General features: G+C 42.6%; 13 protein-coding genes and 1 pseudogene. 10 read left to right on the forward strand and 4 right to left on the reverse strand.

Annotation, left to right across the window (positions count from 1 at the left end):
* The 3 genes from IC21_RS16250 to IC21_RS08770 all read left to right on the forward strand — a co-directional run.
* Positions 1-118, forward strand: a 118-nt coding sequence (locus IC21_RS16250; protein ID WP_155116797.1) for a zinc ribbon domain-containing protein, incomplete at its 5' end; no start/stop codon positions are given.
* Positions 119-325: 207 nt separating this feature from the next.
* Entirely contained in the window at positions 326-517 is a 192-nt protein-coding gene (locus tag IC21_RS17335; RefSeq protein WP_234969612.1) for a hypothetical protein, read from the forward strand.
* A 23-nt stretch (positions 518-540) separates the two neighbouring features.
* A complete protein-coding gene (locus IC21_RS08770) occupies positions 541-945 on the forward strand; it encodes a class I SAM-dependent methyltransferase (protein ID WP_235801115.1) in 405 nt (134 codons plus the stop codon).
* A gap of 171 nt (positions 946-1,116) precedes the next feature.
* Here IC21_RS08770 and IC21_RS08775 read toward each other — a convergent pair whose 3' ends face one another.
* Entirely contained in the window at positions 1,117-4,014 is a 2,898-nt protein-coding gene (locus tag IC21_RS08775; protein ID WP_234969614.1) for a glycoside hydrolase family 70 protein, read from the reverse strand.
* Between the two features lie 680 nt (positions 4,015-4,694).
* Here IC21_RS08775 and IC21_RS08780 point away from each other — a divergent pair.
* The 3 genes and pseudogenes from IC21_RS08780 to IC21_RS08790 form a co-directional block, all read left to right on the forward strand.
* The gene (locus tag IC21_RS08780; RefSeq protein ID WP_013858341.1) at positions 4,695-5,537 is read left to right on the forward strand and encodes a HipA domain-containing protein; all 843 of its coding nucleotides are present in this window, start codon (positions 4,695-4,697) and stop codon (positions 5,535-5,537) included.
* Entirely contained in the window at positions 5,538-6,290 is a 753-nt protein-coding gene (locus IC21_RS08785; RefSeq protein ID WP_013858342.1) for an HIRAN domain-containing protein, read from the forward strand.
* 159 nt (positions 6,291-6,449) lie between these two features.
* Positions 6,450-6,848: pseudogene (locus IC21_RS08790) on the forward strand (class II aldolase/adducin family protein); the annotation flags it as partial.
* A 453-nt stretch (positions 6,849-7,301) separates the two neighbouring features.
* Here the strand turns inward: IC21_RS08790 and IC21_RS08795 are convergent.
* The 3 genes from IC21_RS08795 to IC21_RS08805 all read right to left on the reverse strand — a co-directional run bounded on the left by IC21_RS08795 (position 7,302) and on the right by IC21_RS08805 (position 9,425).
* Entirely contained in the window at positions 7,302-8,285 is a 984-nt protein-coding gene (locus IC21_RS08795) for an NAD(P)H-dependent flavin oxidoreductase (protein ID WP_029142874.1), read from the reverse strand.
* Positions 8,286-8,287: 2 nt separating this feature from the next.
* Entirely contained in the window at positions 8,288-8,644 is a 357-nt protein-coding gene (locus IC21_RS08800; protein ID WP_029142873.1) for an MmcQ/YjbR family DNA-binding protein, read from the reverse strand.
* Between the two features lie 274 nt (positions 8,645-8,918).
* A complete protein-coding gene (locus IC21_RS08805) occupies positions 8,919-9,425 on the reverse strand; it encodes a DUF1648 domain-containing protein (RefSeq protein ID WP_017553300.1) in 507 nt (168 codons plus the stop codon).
* A 261-nt stretch (positions 9,426-9,686) separates the two neighbouring features.
* Here IC21_RS08805 and IC21_RS08810 point away from each other — a divergent pair, with 261 nt between their 5' ends.
* From IC21_RS08810 to cas5, 4 genes are all read left to right on the forward strand, one after another.
* Positions 9,687-11,018, forward strand: a complete 1,332-nt coding sequence (locus IC21_RS08810; protein WP_029142872.1) for a ComEC/Rec2 family competence protein — start codon at positions 9,687-9,689, stop codon at positions 11,016-11,018.
* 15 nt (positions 11,019-11,033) lie between these two features.
* A complete protein-coding gene (locus IC21_RS08815) occupies positions 11,034-11,246 on the forward strand; it encodes a DUF3006 domain-containing protein (protein WP_017553298.1) in 213 nt (70 codons plus the stop codon).
* Positions 11,247-11,869: 623 nt separating this feature from the next.
* Entirely contained in the window at positions 11,870-14,008 is a 2,139-nt protein-coding gene (gene cas3, locus IC21_RS08820; RefSeq protein ID WP_234969615.1) for a CRISPR-associated helicase Cas3', read from the forward strand.
* 3 nt (positions 14,009-14,011) lie between these two features.
* The coding region (cas5, locus tag IC21_RS08825) for a CRISPR-associated protein Cas5 (RefSeq protein WP_235801114.1) at positions 14,012-14,366 on the forward strand (355 nt) is incomplete at its 3' end.

Consider the following 14,366-nt stretch of genomic DNA (forward strand, 5'->3'; position numbering starts at 1 on the left):
AGAAATGCCATTATCTGAACGTGTATATAAATGTTCTTGCGGCTTTGTATTAGATCGCGATCACAATTCAGCAATCAATATCAAAAATGAAGGTATACGCTTATTAGCGTTATCATAAGTAACAAAACTCTTGGAACAAGAGGGTTAGCTCGGTCAGTTTTCGTTGGCTAGTAAAAGCAACGATAAGTCGAGAAGCCCCCACTTCAATCAAACCGTAAGGTTGATAAGTGGTGGGTAGTTCACACGATAAAGGTTACCGATTTCTGCAATGGTACATACGGTATATCAACGAGCCAACTGTTTGGATGGCAAGGGAGGGGTTAGAGTGGATCAGGAATATACTTACCTGAATGGTTTGGCAGAACTGGGAGTCGGCGGAGCGCATCCAGGCGGTTTCAAGCTGACACAGGATATATTATCGGCTGAACATATAGGGAAAAAACAACGGTGCTTGATGCGGGCTGCGGCACCGGCCATACTGCTGCATACGTTGCGTAGCAGTATGGGTGCCAAGTGACAGGGCTGGATCATCATCAATTGATGGTGGAAAAAGCCAGGAAAAGAGTCCGGACATTAGGTTTGCCGGTACAAATTGTGCATGGGAATACAGAGGCTCTCCCGTTTGCAGACAGGCAATTTGATTTGGTATTGTCAGAGTCGGTGATCGTTTTTACCGATATGCCCACAACGGTTCAGGAATTTCGGCGGGTGCTGAAGCCCGGCGGATGTTTAATTGCGATTGAAATGGTTTTGGAACAACCTGTTTCGCAGCAAAAACTGGCACACATCAAAGATTTTTATGGCGTATCCCAAATTTTAACCGAGGAACAGTGGGTACAGCTTTTTCAGAAAGCAGGGTTTCCATCCATCCATTCTGAAAAATATGATTTGCAATTTGGAGTCCAAAATGTCCCTGATAACCCGGAGACATTAATGTTTCCCTGAACTGGAGGAATGGGCGATGAATGAGCAGGAGGGACTCGAAACAATCAAAGAAAACCCCGAATTTTAAATAAAACCTACCTTGAAGGTGCCCTTCTTTCTGATTTGCAGTGAGCAGAAAAAAGCATCCCCACCCCGTTGCCGGTTATGGGGACGCTTTTTGTTTAAAGAAATTTATTTGCTTTTAACCGCCTTGGCATTGATGTAACCTATCCATTTGCCTTTGTTGTCATAAAGGGACAGGTAGCTTAACCCATTTATGTGGTAAAAAATGTACTTCGCCAAGTATGTTTTGTTTACGGCCCGGATATTTTTCTTCTGCCAGTTGAAGTTTTGATATACGGCGTAGTTCTTGCTGGTGACTTTGACATGTTTGCCGTATTGTATGGCAGCGCCTTGCTTGCCGCTTCCTGTTTTCACAGCTTTGGCGTTGATATAGCCTACCCATTTGCCTTTGCCGTCATAAAGGGACAGGTAAGTGGATCCGTTGCTGTGATGGTATTGGACCTTGGCAAGATACGTTTTATTCACTGCAGTGACATTTTTCTTTTTCCAGTTGAAGTCTTGATATACGGCATAGTGCTTGTTTGTTACCGTTACATACTTACCGTATTGTATGGCAGCGCCTTGCTTGCCGCTTCCTGTTTTCACAGCTTTGGCGTTGATATAGCCTACCCATTTGCCTTTCCCGTCATAAAGGGACAGGTAAGTTGATCCGTTGCTGTGATGGTATTGGACCTTGGCAAGATACGTTTTATTCACTGCAGTGACATTTTTCTTTTTCCAGTTGAAGTCTTGATATACGGCATAGTGCTTGTTTGTTACCGTTACATACTTACCGTATTGAAGTGCAGGGCCTTGTTTCGGCGTTGCCGCTTTTTTTGAGGGGATCCAGACGCCAAGATACCCTTTTACCCGGGGATTTTGCGTCCCTTTTACATGAACGGTTAAAATGCCTTTGCTATCTGTGGACAGCTTTTCGTTATGAAATCCGGTTGCATCCTCAAATAGCTGGTTGGCATGCCGGGTACCCATGTCCACTTTAATAGTCGTATCGGTTTTCGGGTTATTTCCGATTACGGTTGCCACGCCGGTATTCCGGTCTTTTCCATAGCGGACGCTTGAGATTAGATCTTTTCCCGCCGTGCCGGAAGTGTTCGACTTATAGTTGGTTACTTGCTGGTTCCCATAGGCATAATTTTTGCGCACTTTCAACAATTTCACAATCGTATCATAATACGGCGTATGCTCGCTCATGTAAGAAGCATTCGTTTTGTACAAGTCGCCGTAAAAGACAGTCGGGACGGTATCTTTATTCGTCAAAATATATGCGTACTGGCTCGGCACATTGTATGGCGCATATGTTTTTACCGTTCTTTCCATGTCTTTTTCATAAATATCCAAAGCTTTTGCCTCTGTCTTTTTATCATACAGATCTTGGAAAGATTTCGGTGCGGATGTGCCGTAATGTATACCCGGCTTAATGCCGTACAGGTCCATCATGATTTTATTCACACGGTTCTTTTCCTGGTCATGATTATTCACAAATGACCAGTTAGGCGTTGGATTCGCCGTGCCTGCGCTTGCCCTGTTGACAACAGCGTTTGTAGCAATGGTTGACAGGCTGTTTGATGGCGAATTTTTGCCCAAAGCATTTTGCAAAGAATAGAACAGGGCATAATCCATCATTAACTGCGGATTCCCGTTTTTATTTTCAAAATCTGTCCCGGCACTTTGATAACTCTCAATATAGCTTAAATGGTCGTTTAAATGGCTGCCAAAATGCTGTTTCATAACGTCACCTTCATCCAGCAGCACTTGCTTATCGTAATGGCCTGCCGCATCAATTCTGAAGCCGTCAAACTGATACGTATCAAGTAGCCAGTTCATCCAGTGGATCTGTTCTTTTTGGACAGTTGGATTCCCGTTGTCTATGTCCATTCCTACCAGAAACTGGTTATGCCCGCTGATCGTGTTGTAAAGGTTGTGAACAGTTGTCCCATTCTTTTTCACAAATAAAAATTGATCCTGGTCATCTGATCCGGAATCATCATTTTTAAACGACCTTTCTTCCGATCCGAAGCCGTACCCGGGCTGGGATGCAATATACGCATCTGTTAAACTTGCGATTTGCCCGTTGTCGCCGTTCAGTATATCGTCAACAGATGAATAGCCATGGCTTTTCATGTACTTTAAATAGCCAGGGTCATGCATTAACATCGGTTTCCAATAATTATCCGAAGTCGAAGCGTCTTTTGCAGCATACCAGCCGTCTACTGGCAAATAAGTATCAACTGTATTGATTTTATTTGCTGCTGCAGCTTCATCAAGCCAGCTTGGCAAGTAGTTTTTCGGGTTGTTTGGCCCAAAATAACGGTACGGATTGCCCTCGCTGTCTTTCATCACGCGATCCATACCCTGCCCTTGTAAGGAGGTACCGTTAAAATATTTTTTGTTCCATTCTTTGATATAGCCATATTTTGCCTGTCCTTCGCCGCCACCTTTTGTGTAAGCGAGATAAAGGTTGGCCCTGATTTGCGTTGCAAGTCCTGTTGTATAAGGATTTTTAAACAAATTTCCGTCTTGATCTACGCGTGTGACGTAAACTGCTTCCCTTTTGCTCAATCCGAGAACCTGGTTGGGCACAAGGTCTTCCTGTACTTTTAAACCATTTGCGTGAAGCACGGAAACCATACTTTTCAATTCATCGCTTGTTCCGTATTTGGTCGGCCGAGTGTTATTCGGCCCCTGGTTAAATTCACCGAGGTCATAACGGTCGGCAATGGCGTAGCCTTCCATGTAACGTGCCGCATTGAAAGAACGGTAAGCCGGCGGAAGCCATATATCCGTAATCCCCCAATCTTTCAATTCGTTGCCTTTCGCTGAAAGAATTTTGTACATATTGCTTTCATATGGCATGTACAGGCTAAAACTTTGGAAAATCACGCGGTTATCGAGCGATGTGCCGGATGTATAAGCCTTGGCAGATTTAGGAAAATAACTGATCGAGCCGGCAACCAGTAACAAAGACAACATCAATATTGACAATCTGCTAAAAAATTTCTTTTCCAACGTATTCCCCCCTTTAAAAATGTTGTTGTAACAGTAAAATACTACTACATGATGGGGGAATATTCTATATCATTTTTGCGGGTTTCACATAAAATTCTAATGTTTTTTTCATTTAAGGAAAAAACCTTTGAGCAACGCTGGACACCTCTTCGAAGGGGGGATTTTGTATCCGGAGATGGCCTGAAAAATGAAGGAGGAAATTTGAAGGTTTGTGTCGAATGTAAAGTATGTTTTTGAGGGAATGGGCAACAGGGTTCCACTCCCTTCAGCAATAAAGTGAATCCCCCATTTTATAAAACTTATGAATACATCATCCCGGTTCAACTGATCTGTGCGTATGTCCCGCAGTTAAAAGGGATCGACCCAAGTACGCCAAAAGACAAGGATTTCCATAGAAAACTGGGGAGCAAGAAACTGGCCTGGTGATTTGTTCAAGTTGTCCTTTTAAGAAAAAATAGCGGCATAACGCCGCTATTTTTTTGTTTTCAAGTCTGCAGATCTATGCTTCCTTCACAAGGTTAATGGTTTCGGATCTTCATCACAGCTTAAATGTAAGCGCTCTATAAGGTTGTGATGAAGTTGGTTGGGGGCCGAACGTAAATGACTAAAAATAAGTTCATTGGCTGACAACTGCATCTTGTTCAATTATAATGGAATAAAGATTCCTAAAAGGTGAAACGATGTGCTTAATGGATGTTACAAATTGGAAAGTAGATGAAAAAAGGCAGGTTTCAGGAACAAGAGAGAAATATTGGTTAGTTCATCCGGAGACTGGCCAACATTTTCTATTGAAAATTCCCAAGGAAAACACGGGAGAAGCTTGGGCGGAGAAAGTAGCATCTGACGTGGGGAGAGCAATCGGCCTCTCCACAATGGATGTGCAACTGGCTAAGAAAAATGGAAAAGTTGCCACACTGGCGAAAAATTTTATAAGCAAACAAGAAGAGCTATTTGAAGGTGGAGATTTATTTTTCAATATCGCAGAGGATTTTGACAGATATAGTCTTAAGCATTACCACTTTTTTAATATTATGCGTGTTCTGTCAGAATTTAAATTGAACCGTGATTTCATTGGAATTATTGTATTTGACGCCTTAATTGGAAATCAGGATAGACATTGTGACAATTGGGGAATTATATATGATAATAATGAGTATAGAATCGCCCCTGTTTATGATAATGGCGCTTCTCTAGGATTTCAATTGAAAGAAAACAGAATCCGTCTAATGGACAAAGATTGCAATATGTTTAAAGCTTTTAGCAATCGTAGTTATTCCTTGATAGGCTTGCCTGAAAAAAAGAAGCCGCGCTTTCTTGATTTATTAACAGTGATCAAACAATATTATCCTTTAGAGACCAAAGAATCGATAAATTCATTAAATAAAATAAACTTGCAGATGCTTCAGGAAATCGTAGACCCCATACCGGAAAAAGTGATGGGACCTGTATACAAAAAGTGGGTAAAAAAGTTACTCCTCTATCGTAAAGAATGGCTCTTGAACTGGTACAAAGGAGGTGCTTGAATGCAAAAAAATCCATGTGTCTTATGGCTGATCTGGCAAAATCAGAAGACAAGGCAGCGCTATCATATTGGCAATTTATTTCATGAAGATGGAAAATACATTTTTTCATATGAGTTGAGCGGGAAGCGCAGAACCTTAAAAGAAGCTTTGGAAAATGGATATAAACCGCACCTGTCATTTCGTAATCTCAATAAGACATACATTTCTGATCGCTTATTTGGACCATTTGAACGGCGGTTACCGGATAAAAGGAGACCGGATTTTGATAAGATTTTAAAAAATTATGGGCTGCCTCCGGATTATACAGAAATGGATTTATTGCGGGCTACTGGTGGACGGCTGGCTACTGATCCGTATGAATTTGTTGCCCCCATTAGTGTTTTTGAAGACCGGTTCAATTTTGACTTTTATATCGCGGGGTGGCGCTACTATGACGGAGAAAAAGTCATTAATCAGTTGAAAGAAGGTGCGGCTGTGCGTTTTCAATTGGAGCCTTCAAACAAGGAGGATGAGAAAGCTGTAATCGTTTTGTCTAATAACGGTGAAGATAAATTAGGATATATTCCGGCTTTCTATAGTGGCTTTATGTATGAGATGATGGAGGAACATTTCGTTTATGAAGCAAGGATTGAAAAAGTGAGCCCTATGGCAAGGCCGCAATCAAAGGTAAGTATTTCAGTTACCGGATGTTTGGCGAACGGTTTTTTCGTAAAAAATGGCGAAAATGTTGAATCAGTACATGTGCTTGTTTAAAAACAGCTTACTCTGTATAATCGTTTCCCGTATACATTACTAGGAAATGGTGTTTCTGGATTGAGCCGGAAGATGGGTATTCTTGGCGATGTGTCTAGCCGTTAGCCTTATTGATTCACCATAGCATGAACTTCTGCAACTGAATGCATTCCGTGAAGTGACATGCATATGGCCTGTTATCATGAGAATGAATCGATCGGCTGTGTGCTCCATGCCCATCCAAAGGAATCTTTCGTTTTTGCGACTTTGGGAATGGATATGCCGAATTTAACTGAGGCTACACAAAAGCTCGGAAAAATCCCAACGTTGGAATACCGCCCGGCAACAACAGTAGAACTGGCAGAAACTGTCCGAAAGCACATTATCTCGTTAGGGGAAAAAGTAACACCGGCAGCCATGCTGCTCAATAGGCATGGTATCCTGATTACAGATGAAACCCTGCACAAAGCCTATGATATGCTTGAGAGAATTGAGTATAACGCATATGTTGCAAGCAAAGCCCTTGTCTTTGAAAAATTGGGCATCGCCGCAATCCCTGATGAGGTCTCTGCTCATTAAGACTGGACCATGCCCAAACAAAACAAAAATCGAAAATCAGCTCTTCCTATGGCAGCTGGCAGGCGATCCATAGGGAGAGCTTTTTATATGAGTATCGTAACACATAAAGGGGAGGAGCGGAACATTATCTAATTGGTTTTTTGGTAAGTATGTACTCGAAGTCGAAGGGGTAGATGAATGGAAAAAAGGGAAGACACTCTACTGTACACCGTGAAATGAACATCTAGAGAGAGGTCTTCCCATGGATATAATATCACGAATTGCTGGATTTGGAAAGGATACAAAGAGTCTTATCGAATTTGAAGAACATTCTGATCCAGGAGACTCTGGAATGGGGAAAATGAGAAATCTGCCAAAGATGGATCTTTGGCAGATTTTTAGCAGGGGGGTCAATTTTTCTCCAACCAAACGAGTGTTGGGCAGGGAGCCCCGTCAGGTTTGTCAATCGTTGCTTCACGATGATCTATGGGTTTGTTCTTTCATAATATGATCTAATCGGGATAACCCTTTTTCTGCAGTATGCATCATCTCGTCAAACAATTCCTGCACTGTCGGAATCGTATGAATAAGGCCGACGACCTGTCCGGCCCAAGCATAACCTTTTTCTTCATTCCCGTCATAAATATAGTTGCAATTTGCGCTACCGCTAATCATCTCTTTCAGGCCTTCGTAGGATGCCCCTTCCTGTTCACGTTCCATAATATTCAAGGCAAAGCGGTTTTTCAAGACCCGGCCCGGTGCCCCTAATGTTTTCTTAATCACTACTGTATCCGTTTCTTTTGCATGCACGATTGTTTGTTGATATTTCTCGTGTGCATGAATACATTCTTTGGTGGCAATAAAACGGGTCCCCATTTGAATTCCTTCTGCGCCAAGAGCAAGGGCAGCCAATAATCCACGCCCGTCCCCAATGCCCCCGCCGGCGATTACAGGAACGGATACTTCGTCTGCAACCCGGGGAATGAGCACCATGCCGCCAATGTCGTCCCGGCCTAAATGGCCCCCGCCTTCCTGCCCGACGGCGATCACTGCGTCTGCACCCAATTGTTCAGCTTTTTGTGCTTGTCTTGTTCCAGCCACAAGCACAAGTGTACGAATGTTTTCTCCTTTTATCCTTTCGAAGACCGGTTGCGGGTTACCGCCACTGATGGAAATGGCTGGAACCTTTTCTTCAATGGCCACTTCAAGCAACTCCTCGTACCGGCCGTTATACCTTGCGATTGCAAAGTTTACACCGAAGGGCTTCCCGGTTAATTTTCGTACTTTGTGAATTGCATTGCGAAGTTTTTCAGGTGTTCGCAGCGTCGCGGCAGTGATTTGCCCCAGGCCGCCCGCATTGGAAACAGCAGCAGCTAATTCCGCATATCCGAGATAAGCAAGGCCTCCTTGGATAATGGGGTATTTTATTTTTAATATCTCCGTAATGCGAGTTCTCATTTTTACCGGCTCCTATTTGACTGAATTCCTTTTTTCTTCGTTAAGTGATAGCTTTGCCTTATCATATCACAGATTTCTTCCTCCGGGACGGTGCCGTCAAGAATAACGGAATTCCAATGTTCTTTGTTCAGATGGTATGCCGGAACAACAGCGTGGTATTTCCGGCGATAAAAGTCCAGCCAGCCGTTTTCACCTTTCACATTGATCCAAATATGGCCGTTTCTTTCAAAAATCCAGGCAAAGACTTTTTTATTTTTTTTGTGGCGCATTAATGTCCAATTCTTATCTTTAAAGGGGTAATCTTCATACGTGTTTTCCAGTTTTAAACAGTAATGGATAGCGTCCTCTCTTGTTTTCATTTATGATGCTCCTTCAACATGCCGCTTGCTATTTATATTATATAAAAATATTTAGGGTGCCGTCAGTTTTTCCAGTTCTCATATCTCTCGCTTTCTTAACGAGACTTGGGATCTGTTAAGGAAGGATGCTGTTTATTCGTGTTTTCTTAATGCAGGCGCGGTCTATGTTGTGGAAGGGCGTCATTTTTTCTCACTTTCTTAACGTAAGCGTGCTTTATGTTGGTTCCAAATGGCGAAATTTTTCAACGTTCATGCTTCCTTTATCGTATTGTTGTTATTTTATTTTCCTTTGCGTCACGATTCCTAATACAATCGGAATTCCGATGCCAATGATTATGATGGGTAAAAACCATTTACCAAAACCGTTATCCCATCCCATTGCAATCCCAATGGACTCCAATAAGATGAGGGCAAAGAAAATCAGACAGATATTTTTCAATTGATTTAGCAGTTTCCGGCTATGCACATAAAATTGTTTTGCATTCAATGCATTTAATCGTTCAGGATAATTATAAATATGAGGGAATTTTTCCAAAACCTGCATCAATAGCGCAAGGATTGCCCCCACGCCGGGTAAAATCAAAAGTTCCCATTTTGATCCCCAACGATCAACTCTACCGGCGGCATCATAATGTCCGGGGACTTTTTCCGGAAGTTTTCCCCAAACGCTGGCCAGAAAAATAATCGACCCAAGGAAAAATAAATAGCCAATGATGTCCCAAAACCATTCGCTTTTTGTCTTGGGAATTTTCAATTTGGGCCGCTTCCGGGAGTTTGGCATGCCATTTCCCCTCCAATCCAGTTTAAAAATTTTTTGTATACGACAGCGTCTCCAAGTGCAAGCTTTTTTACATTCCATGCCATCTTTATTTATATACGACAAAAGCAGCCAAATTCCTTATCAAATTTGAAATTGGTTTTTTTATCCGGACTTCTCTCTAGAGCGGGTTGTGTATGGTAAACTAATGATGTCTTTGCCACTTTGAAAGGGGCTCCAGTTTTTTCACCATTTGAGTCCATATGGAAAGAAGGAGAATAAAATTTGAAAATTAACCGGACGGGCGCATGGTTTCTGCTATTATTCTTCATGCTCTTTTGCAGCGGTTGCGGTCAAACCCAATCCGCTAACAGTCAGCCGGCAAAAGAAAAGCAGGTTCAGCAGGTAAGCACGGAAAAATCAGAGAGTAAAGCAGACAGCAAAACTGTTAACAAGACAGACAGCCATCATAAAAGTACTGCATCACTTCCAAAAGGAAAACTAAAGGTTTATTTTTTTGACGTCGGGCAAGGGGACAGCATTCTCATCCAAACGCCAAAAGGAGAAAATGTGTTAATTGATGGCGGGAATAATGACAAAGGTGATGATGTTGTCCGGTATCTTCGCCAGCTGCATGTCAGCCAATTGGATGATGTGATTGCCACCCATCCGGATGCCGATCATATCGGGGGCCTGGATACAGTTCTGGAAAACTTAAAAGTAAAAAATGTATATGCGCCGCGGGTCGTGAATACAACCAGAACCTATGAAGATTTTTTGCTGGCCGTGAAAAATAGCAGACTTAAAATCAAGCAGGCAAAAGCGAATGTTGATCTTGGGCTGCAGGGGGCATCGATGAAGTTTGTCGGTCCTGTAAAAGATTATCATGAAGAGATGAATGACTGGTCGGCTGTTGTAAAACTTTCCTATGGGGAGAAAGGTACTTTTCTATTCACGGGAGATGCCCCTATCCGTTCTGAAGAAGATATGATTGCAACGCACCAAGATCTTTCATCCCAAGTATTAAAAGTGGGGCATCACGGTTCAAAGACTGCAACAAGCCAGGCGTTTTTGGACGCCGTAAAACCGAAGTACGCCATTATTTCGGTAGCGAAGGTGAATTCGTACGGGCTTCCAAATGACGAGGTGATCAATCGTTTAAAGTCGAATCATATTCAAATTTTCCGGACAGACGAAATGAAAACCATTTTAGCGGTAACCGATGGGAAGTCTATTGAATTCCAGCTGGTTTCGTCTTTAACGCCGAATCATTCGTCTTCGGAAGTGGGAAATGCAACGGCTTCCGGCAAGGCTGCTCCGCCAGTAAAGCAGCCATCCCAGCAAGCCACTTCTAATGGTACATTACAGGCGAAGGTTGATGATCAAACGCCTCAGCAGTATGGTAAAATCAATTTAATGGTTACAGGTTTGACAGGCGCGGCATATCAGGCAACTTTTCATTACAAAAGCAAGGACACCGTCTATCAGGGGACGGCAGGGACGCCGCTTCCGGTTCGGATCAGCAGAGCGGCTCCCGGCTATGAAGTGCGGATTGATATAAAAGCTGTTGTAAAAGGGAAAACATATACCACCCACACTTCTTTTACCCCGCAATAAAGGAGGACGTTTTTGATGAAATATATTGTTGATCGGATCGAAGGGGAATTTGCTGTTTGTGAAAAAGATGACCGGACGACGGTGGATATCCGTCTGAGTGAGCTTCCATCCGGTGTCCAAGCTGGGGACGTGATTATCGTTGAAGATGGAATACCGCGCATTGACAGGCAACTGACGAAGGAACGAAAAGCCCAAATCAAAAAATTGGCGGATGAACTATTTGAGTAGGCAGCAGGGGGGGGAGGATCTATCGGGATGCTGATTGGGCGTATAGCTATATCCAAATAGGGTTTGTACTGCCCAATTTTTATAACAAAGAAGTACACGGGAATCTATGTGTCCCATTAAGGGGAATAATTGCCTTATATCATATTTTCAAGAATAAAATAAAGATGGAAGGTGAATACAGATGCTTTGAAATTTTTAATCATCTTTGATAAACTACCGATGTATTCGCATTTATGGGGAGTACGATAAGGTATAAACGCTAACGCGAAATGGATGCGTTGTTTATATTTTGCTGTACTCAGTAAGTGCGTGGATTGAAACTATGAATTGGAAGTTTTTGTTAATTATTGCTGTAGATGAACAGAACGCGGAATCTGCAGCTGGGTTTGTGATAAAAGTAAATTTTTTGTGTAAAAAACGGGTGATTTTTCCCCGTTTTTTATATTGCACCCGTTAGAATCTATAATTTTTCGAATATTTTGTTGAAAACGGAGAACATTTTTATTATACTTAGAGATAGGATAGTTAATAAAACATCCAATTCATAGAAGGTGATAAAAATCAGATACATTGCTCATTTTTCTACATCTGAAAATCAAAAGCCACATTATTTGGACGAGCATATGAAAGGGACGTACTTTCAAGCAAGGCGTTTCAGCCATACGTTTGACCGATACGGGATCACGGCCATTGCTGCGATTGCACATGACTTGGGGAAAAAGTCTGGTGCGTTTGTACAATACTTAAAAGCAGACAAAAAAATTCGCGGGTCAGTCCAACATGCTATTGGCGGTGCGATTGCACTTCATGACATCATGCAACGGGGGGTGCAGGATGAACGGATGATCATGGCGGCAGCAATCGTAGCGGGGCATCATACAGGAATGCCGGATCTGAATACAGTGTTTGATGAAAAGATCCCTGACGCTCCGCAATATTTGAAAACGATTCCGGATTTGTCGCAAACGGAAATGCAAATCATTAAAGACATATTGAAGCGATTTCCGGGATTGCCGCTCGGAGGGAAATCTGATAGCAAATCTTCATTTGCATACAAAGAAATGCTGATGAGAATGTGTTTTTCTGCACTGGTAGATGCTGATTTCCTGGATACTGAACGATACTTTGATTATGGGAAGAGTATAAAACGGCAGGGAAAAGCATTCAGTATACATCAACTGGATGAACAATTACAGAACTACATGCTTGAGTTGCGGATGAAAGGCAAGGATAAAGAGATAAATAGATACAGAAATGAAGTATATATGGCTTGCAGAGAAGCGGCAAAACAGCCTTTGTTTTTCCGGGCGCTGGTGGTGCCGACCGGGCTGGGGAAAACGCTGGCTTCAATAGCTTTTGCACTTGAGCAGGCAAAACGGTTTAACAAAAAACGGGTGATTGTGGCATTGCCGTTTGTGAACATCATTGACCAGACAGCCCAAAAGTATCAAGAGGTGTTCGGAAAAGCATCTGTTTTGGAACAGCATTCCCAGCTAAGTTATACGGATGATAAAGATGAGGCAATGGAGCGGGCAAGGCTGGCAGCCGAAAACTGGGACTCGTTTCCGATTATCGTGACAACGACAGTGGAACTGTTCGAGAGTTTATTTTCAAACCGGACAAGCAAAGTGAGAAAGCTTCACCGTTTAGCAAACAGCGTCATCATTTTGGATGAGTTTCAAAAACTGCCCATCCATGTTCTTGCGCCAATTTTTCAAGCTCTGCACCTATTGATGGAACATTTTAATGTCACTGTCGTTCTGTGCAGTGCAACACCATTGTCTTTTGAAAATGCAAAATTGATAGGAAATATGGGTACTCCAATTGAAATCTGTAAAAATCGCAATCAACTGTTTGCAAGCATGAAACGGGTTGAATATATCCGGGTTGAAAAGCCGCTTACTGTTTCAGAGCTTGTCGCCAGAATGAAGGAACACCCTGCAGCACTTTGTATCCTAAATACAAGGGAAGATGCTTTCCGTGTATACCGTGAAGCAATCCATCAAAAGCTGAACGGACAGCACATATACCATTTATCGAATCGCATGTGTCCTCACCATCGAAAAAAGGTGATCGAACAAATCAAAGGGGATTTAAAAAATGAAAAGTCCATCCTTGTAATCGCGACGTCATTGGTAGAAGCGGGAGTAGATTTTGATTTTCCGGCAGTGTTTCGCGCAATGGCCCCTTTGGACTCGATTGTCCAGGCTGCTGGAAGGAGCAATAGAGAAGGTAAACTGGAAAAGGGGGCAGTGTTTATTTTCGAATTGATTGGAGGGGGGATGCCTGGCGGAATGTACCGCAAAGGAACGGAGCAAACAAGGATTTTATTGGATCACTACAGCACCGCTGCATTGCATGATCCTTGGATTTTCGAAAAATATTTTCGGAGCTTGTACTCCTTCGGTGCAGACGATTTGCTGGATTCATATGGGATAACAAACCTTAAACCTTTTTCGTTTGAGACAGCGGACCGCTTGTTTCAAATGATTGATCAGAATACGGTGTCCATCCTTTGCAAAAATTACCAGGGTGAAGACGGACAGATTGAAAGATTAATCCGGATGTATAAAGAAGCGCCGTATTTAACAAAGGAATGGTATCGTGAAGCACAGTTATTTGCTGTAAATGAATATGTGGACAGCCGTTTTTTAAAAGAGAATCAAAATCAGCTAGAGAAGGTTTCGGAAGGTTGGTATATTTGGCACGGGGGTTATGACATGAAAACCGGGATTATGGATATGGACGAGAAAGGAGATTGACTGATGGGGAAAATTTTCCGGCTGAAAGTCTGGGGCGAGTATGCGCTGTTTACCAGGGTGGAAGCAAAAGTGGAACGGGTATCTTATCCCGTAATGACTCCGTCTGCGGCAAGGGGTATTTTAACAGGGATTTTTTGGAAGCCGGAATTCAAATGGCGAATAAAAAGCATCCACGTCTTGAAGCCCATTCAGTATTATTCCATTTTGCGGAATGAAGTTGCTTCAATTGTACCCAGTAATATTGTCACAAGCAAGCGGGACTATTTCACAGTATGTGTCAAGTTTTTCTCGACAAGGTTTAAATATCGGGTATTCCAAGACACTCTTTTTGTACACTTTCGGCTACCGTGCTTTACTT

Origin of the sequence: Heyndrickxia coagulans DSM 1 = ATCC 7050 (assembly GCF_000290615.1) — a bacterium.
Classification (GTDB): Bacteria; Bacillota; Bacilli; order Bacillales; family Bacillaceae_C; genus Weizmannia; species Weizmannia coagulans.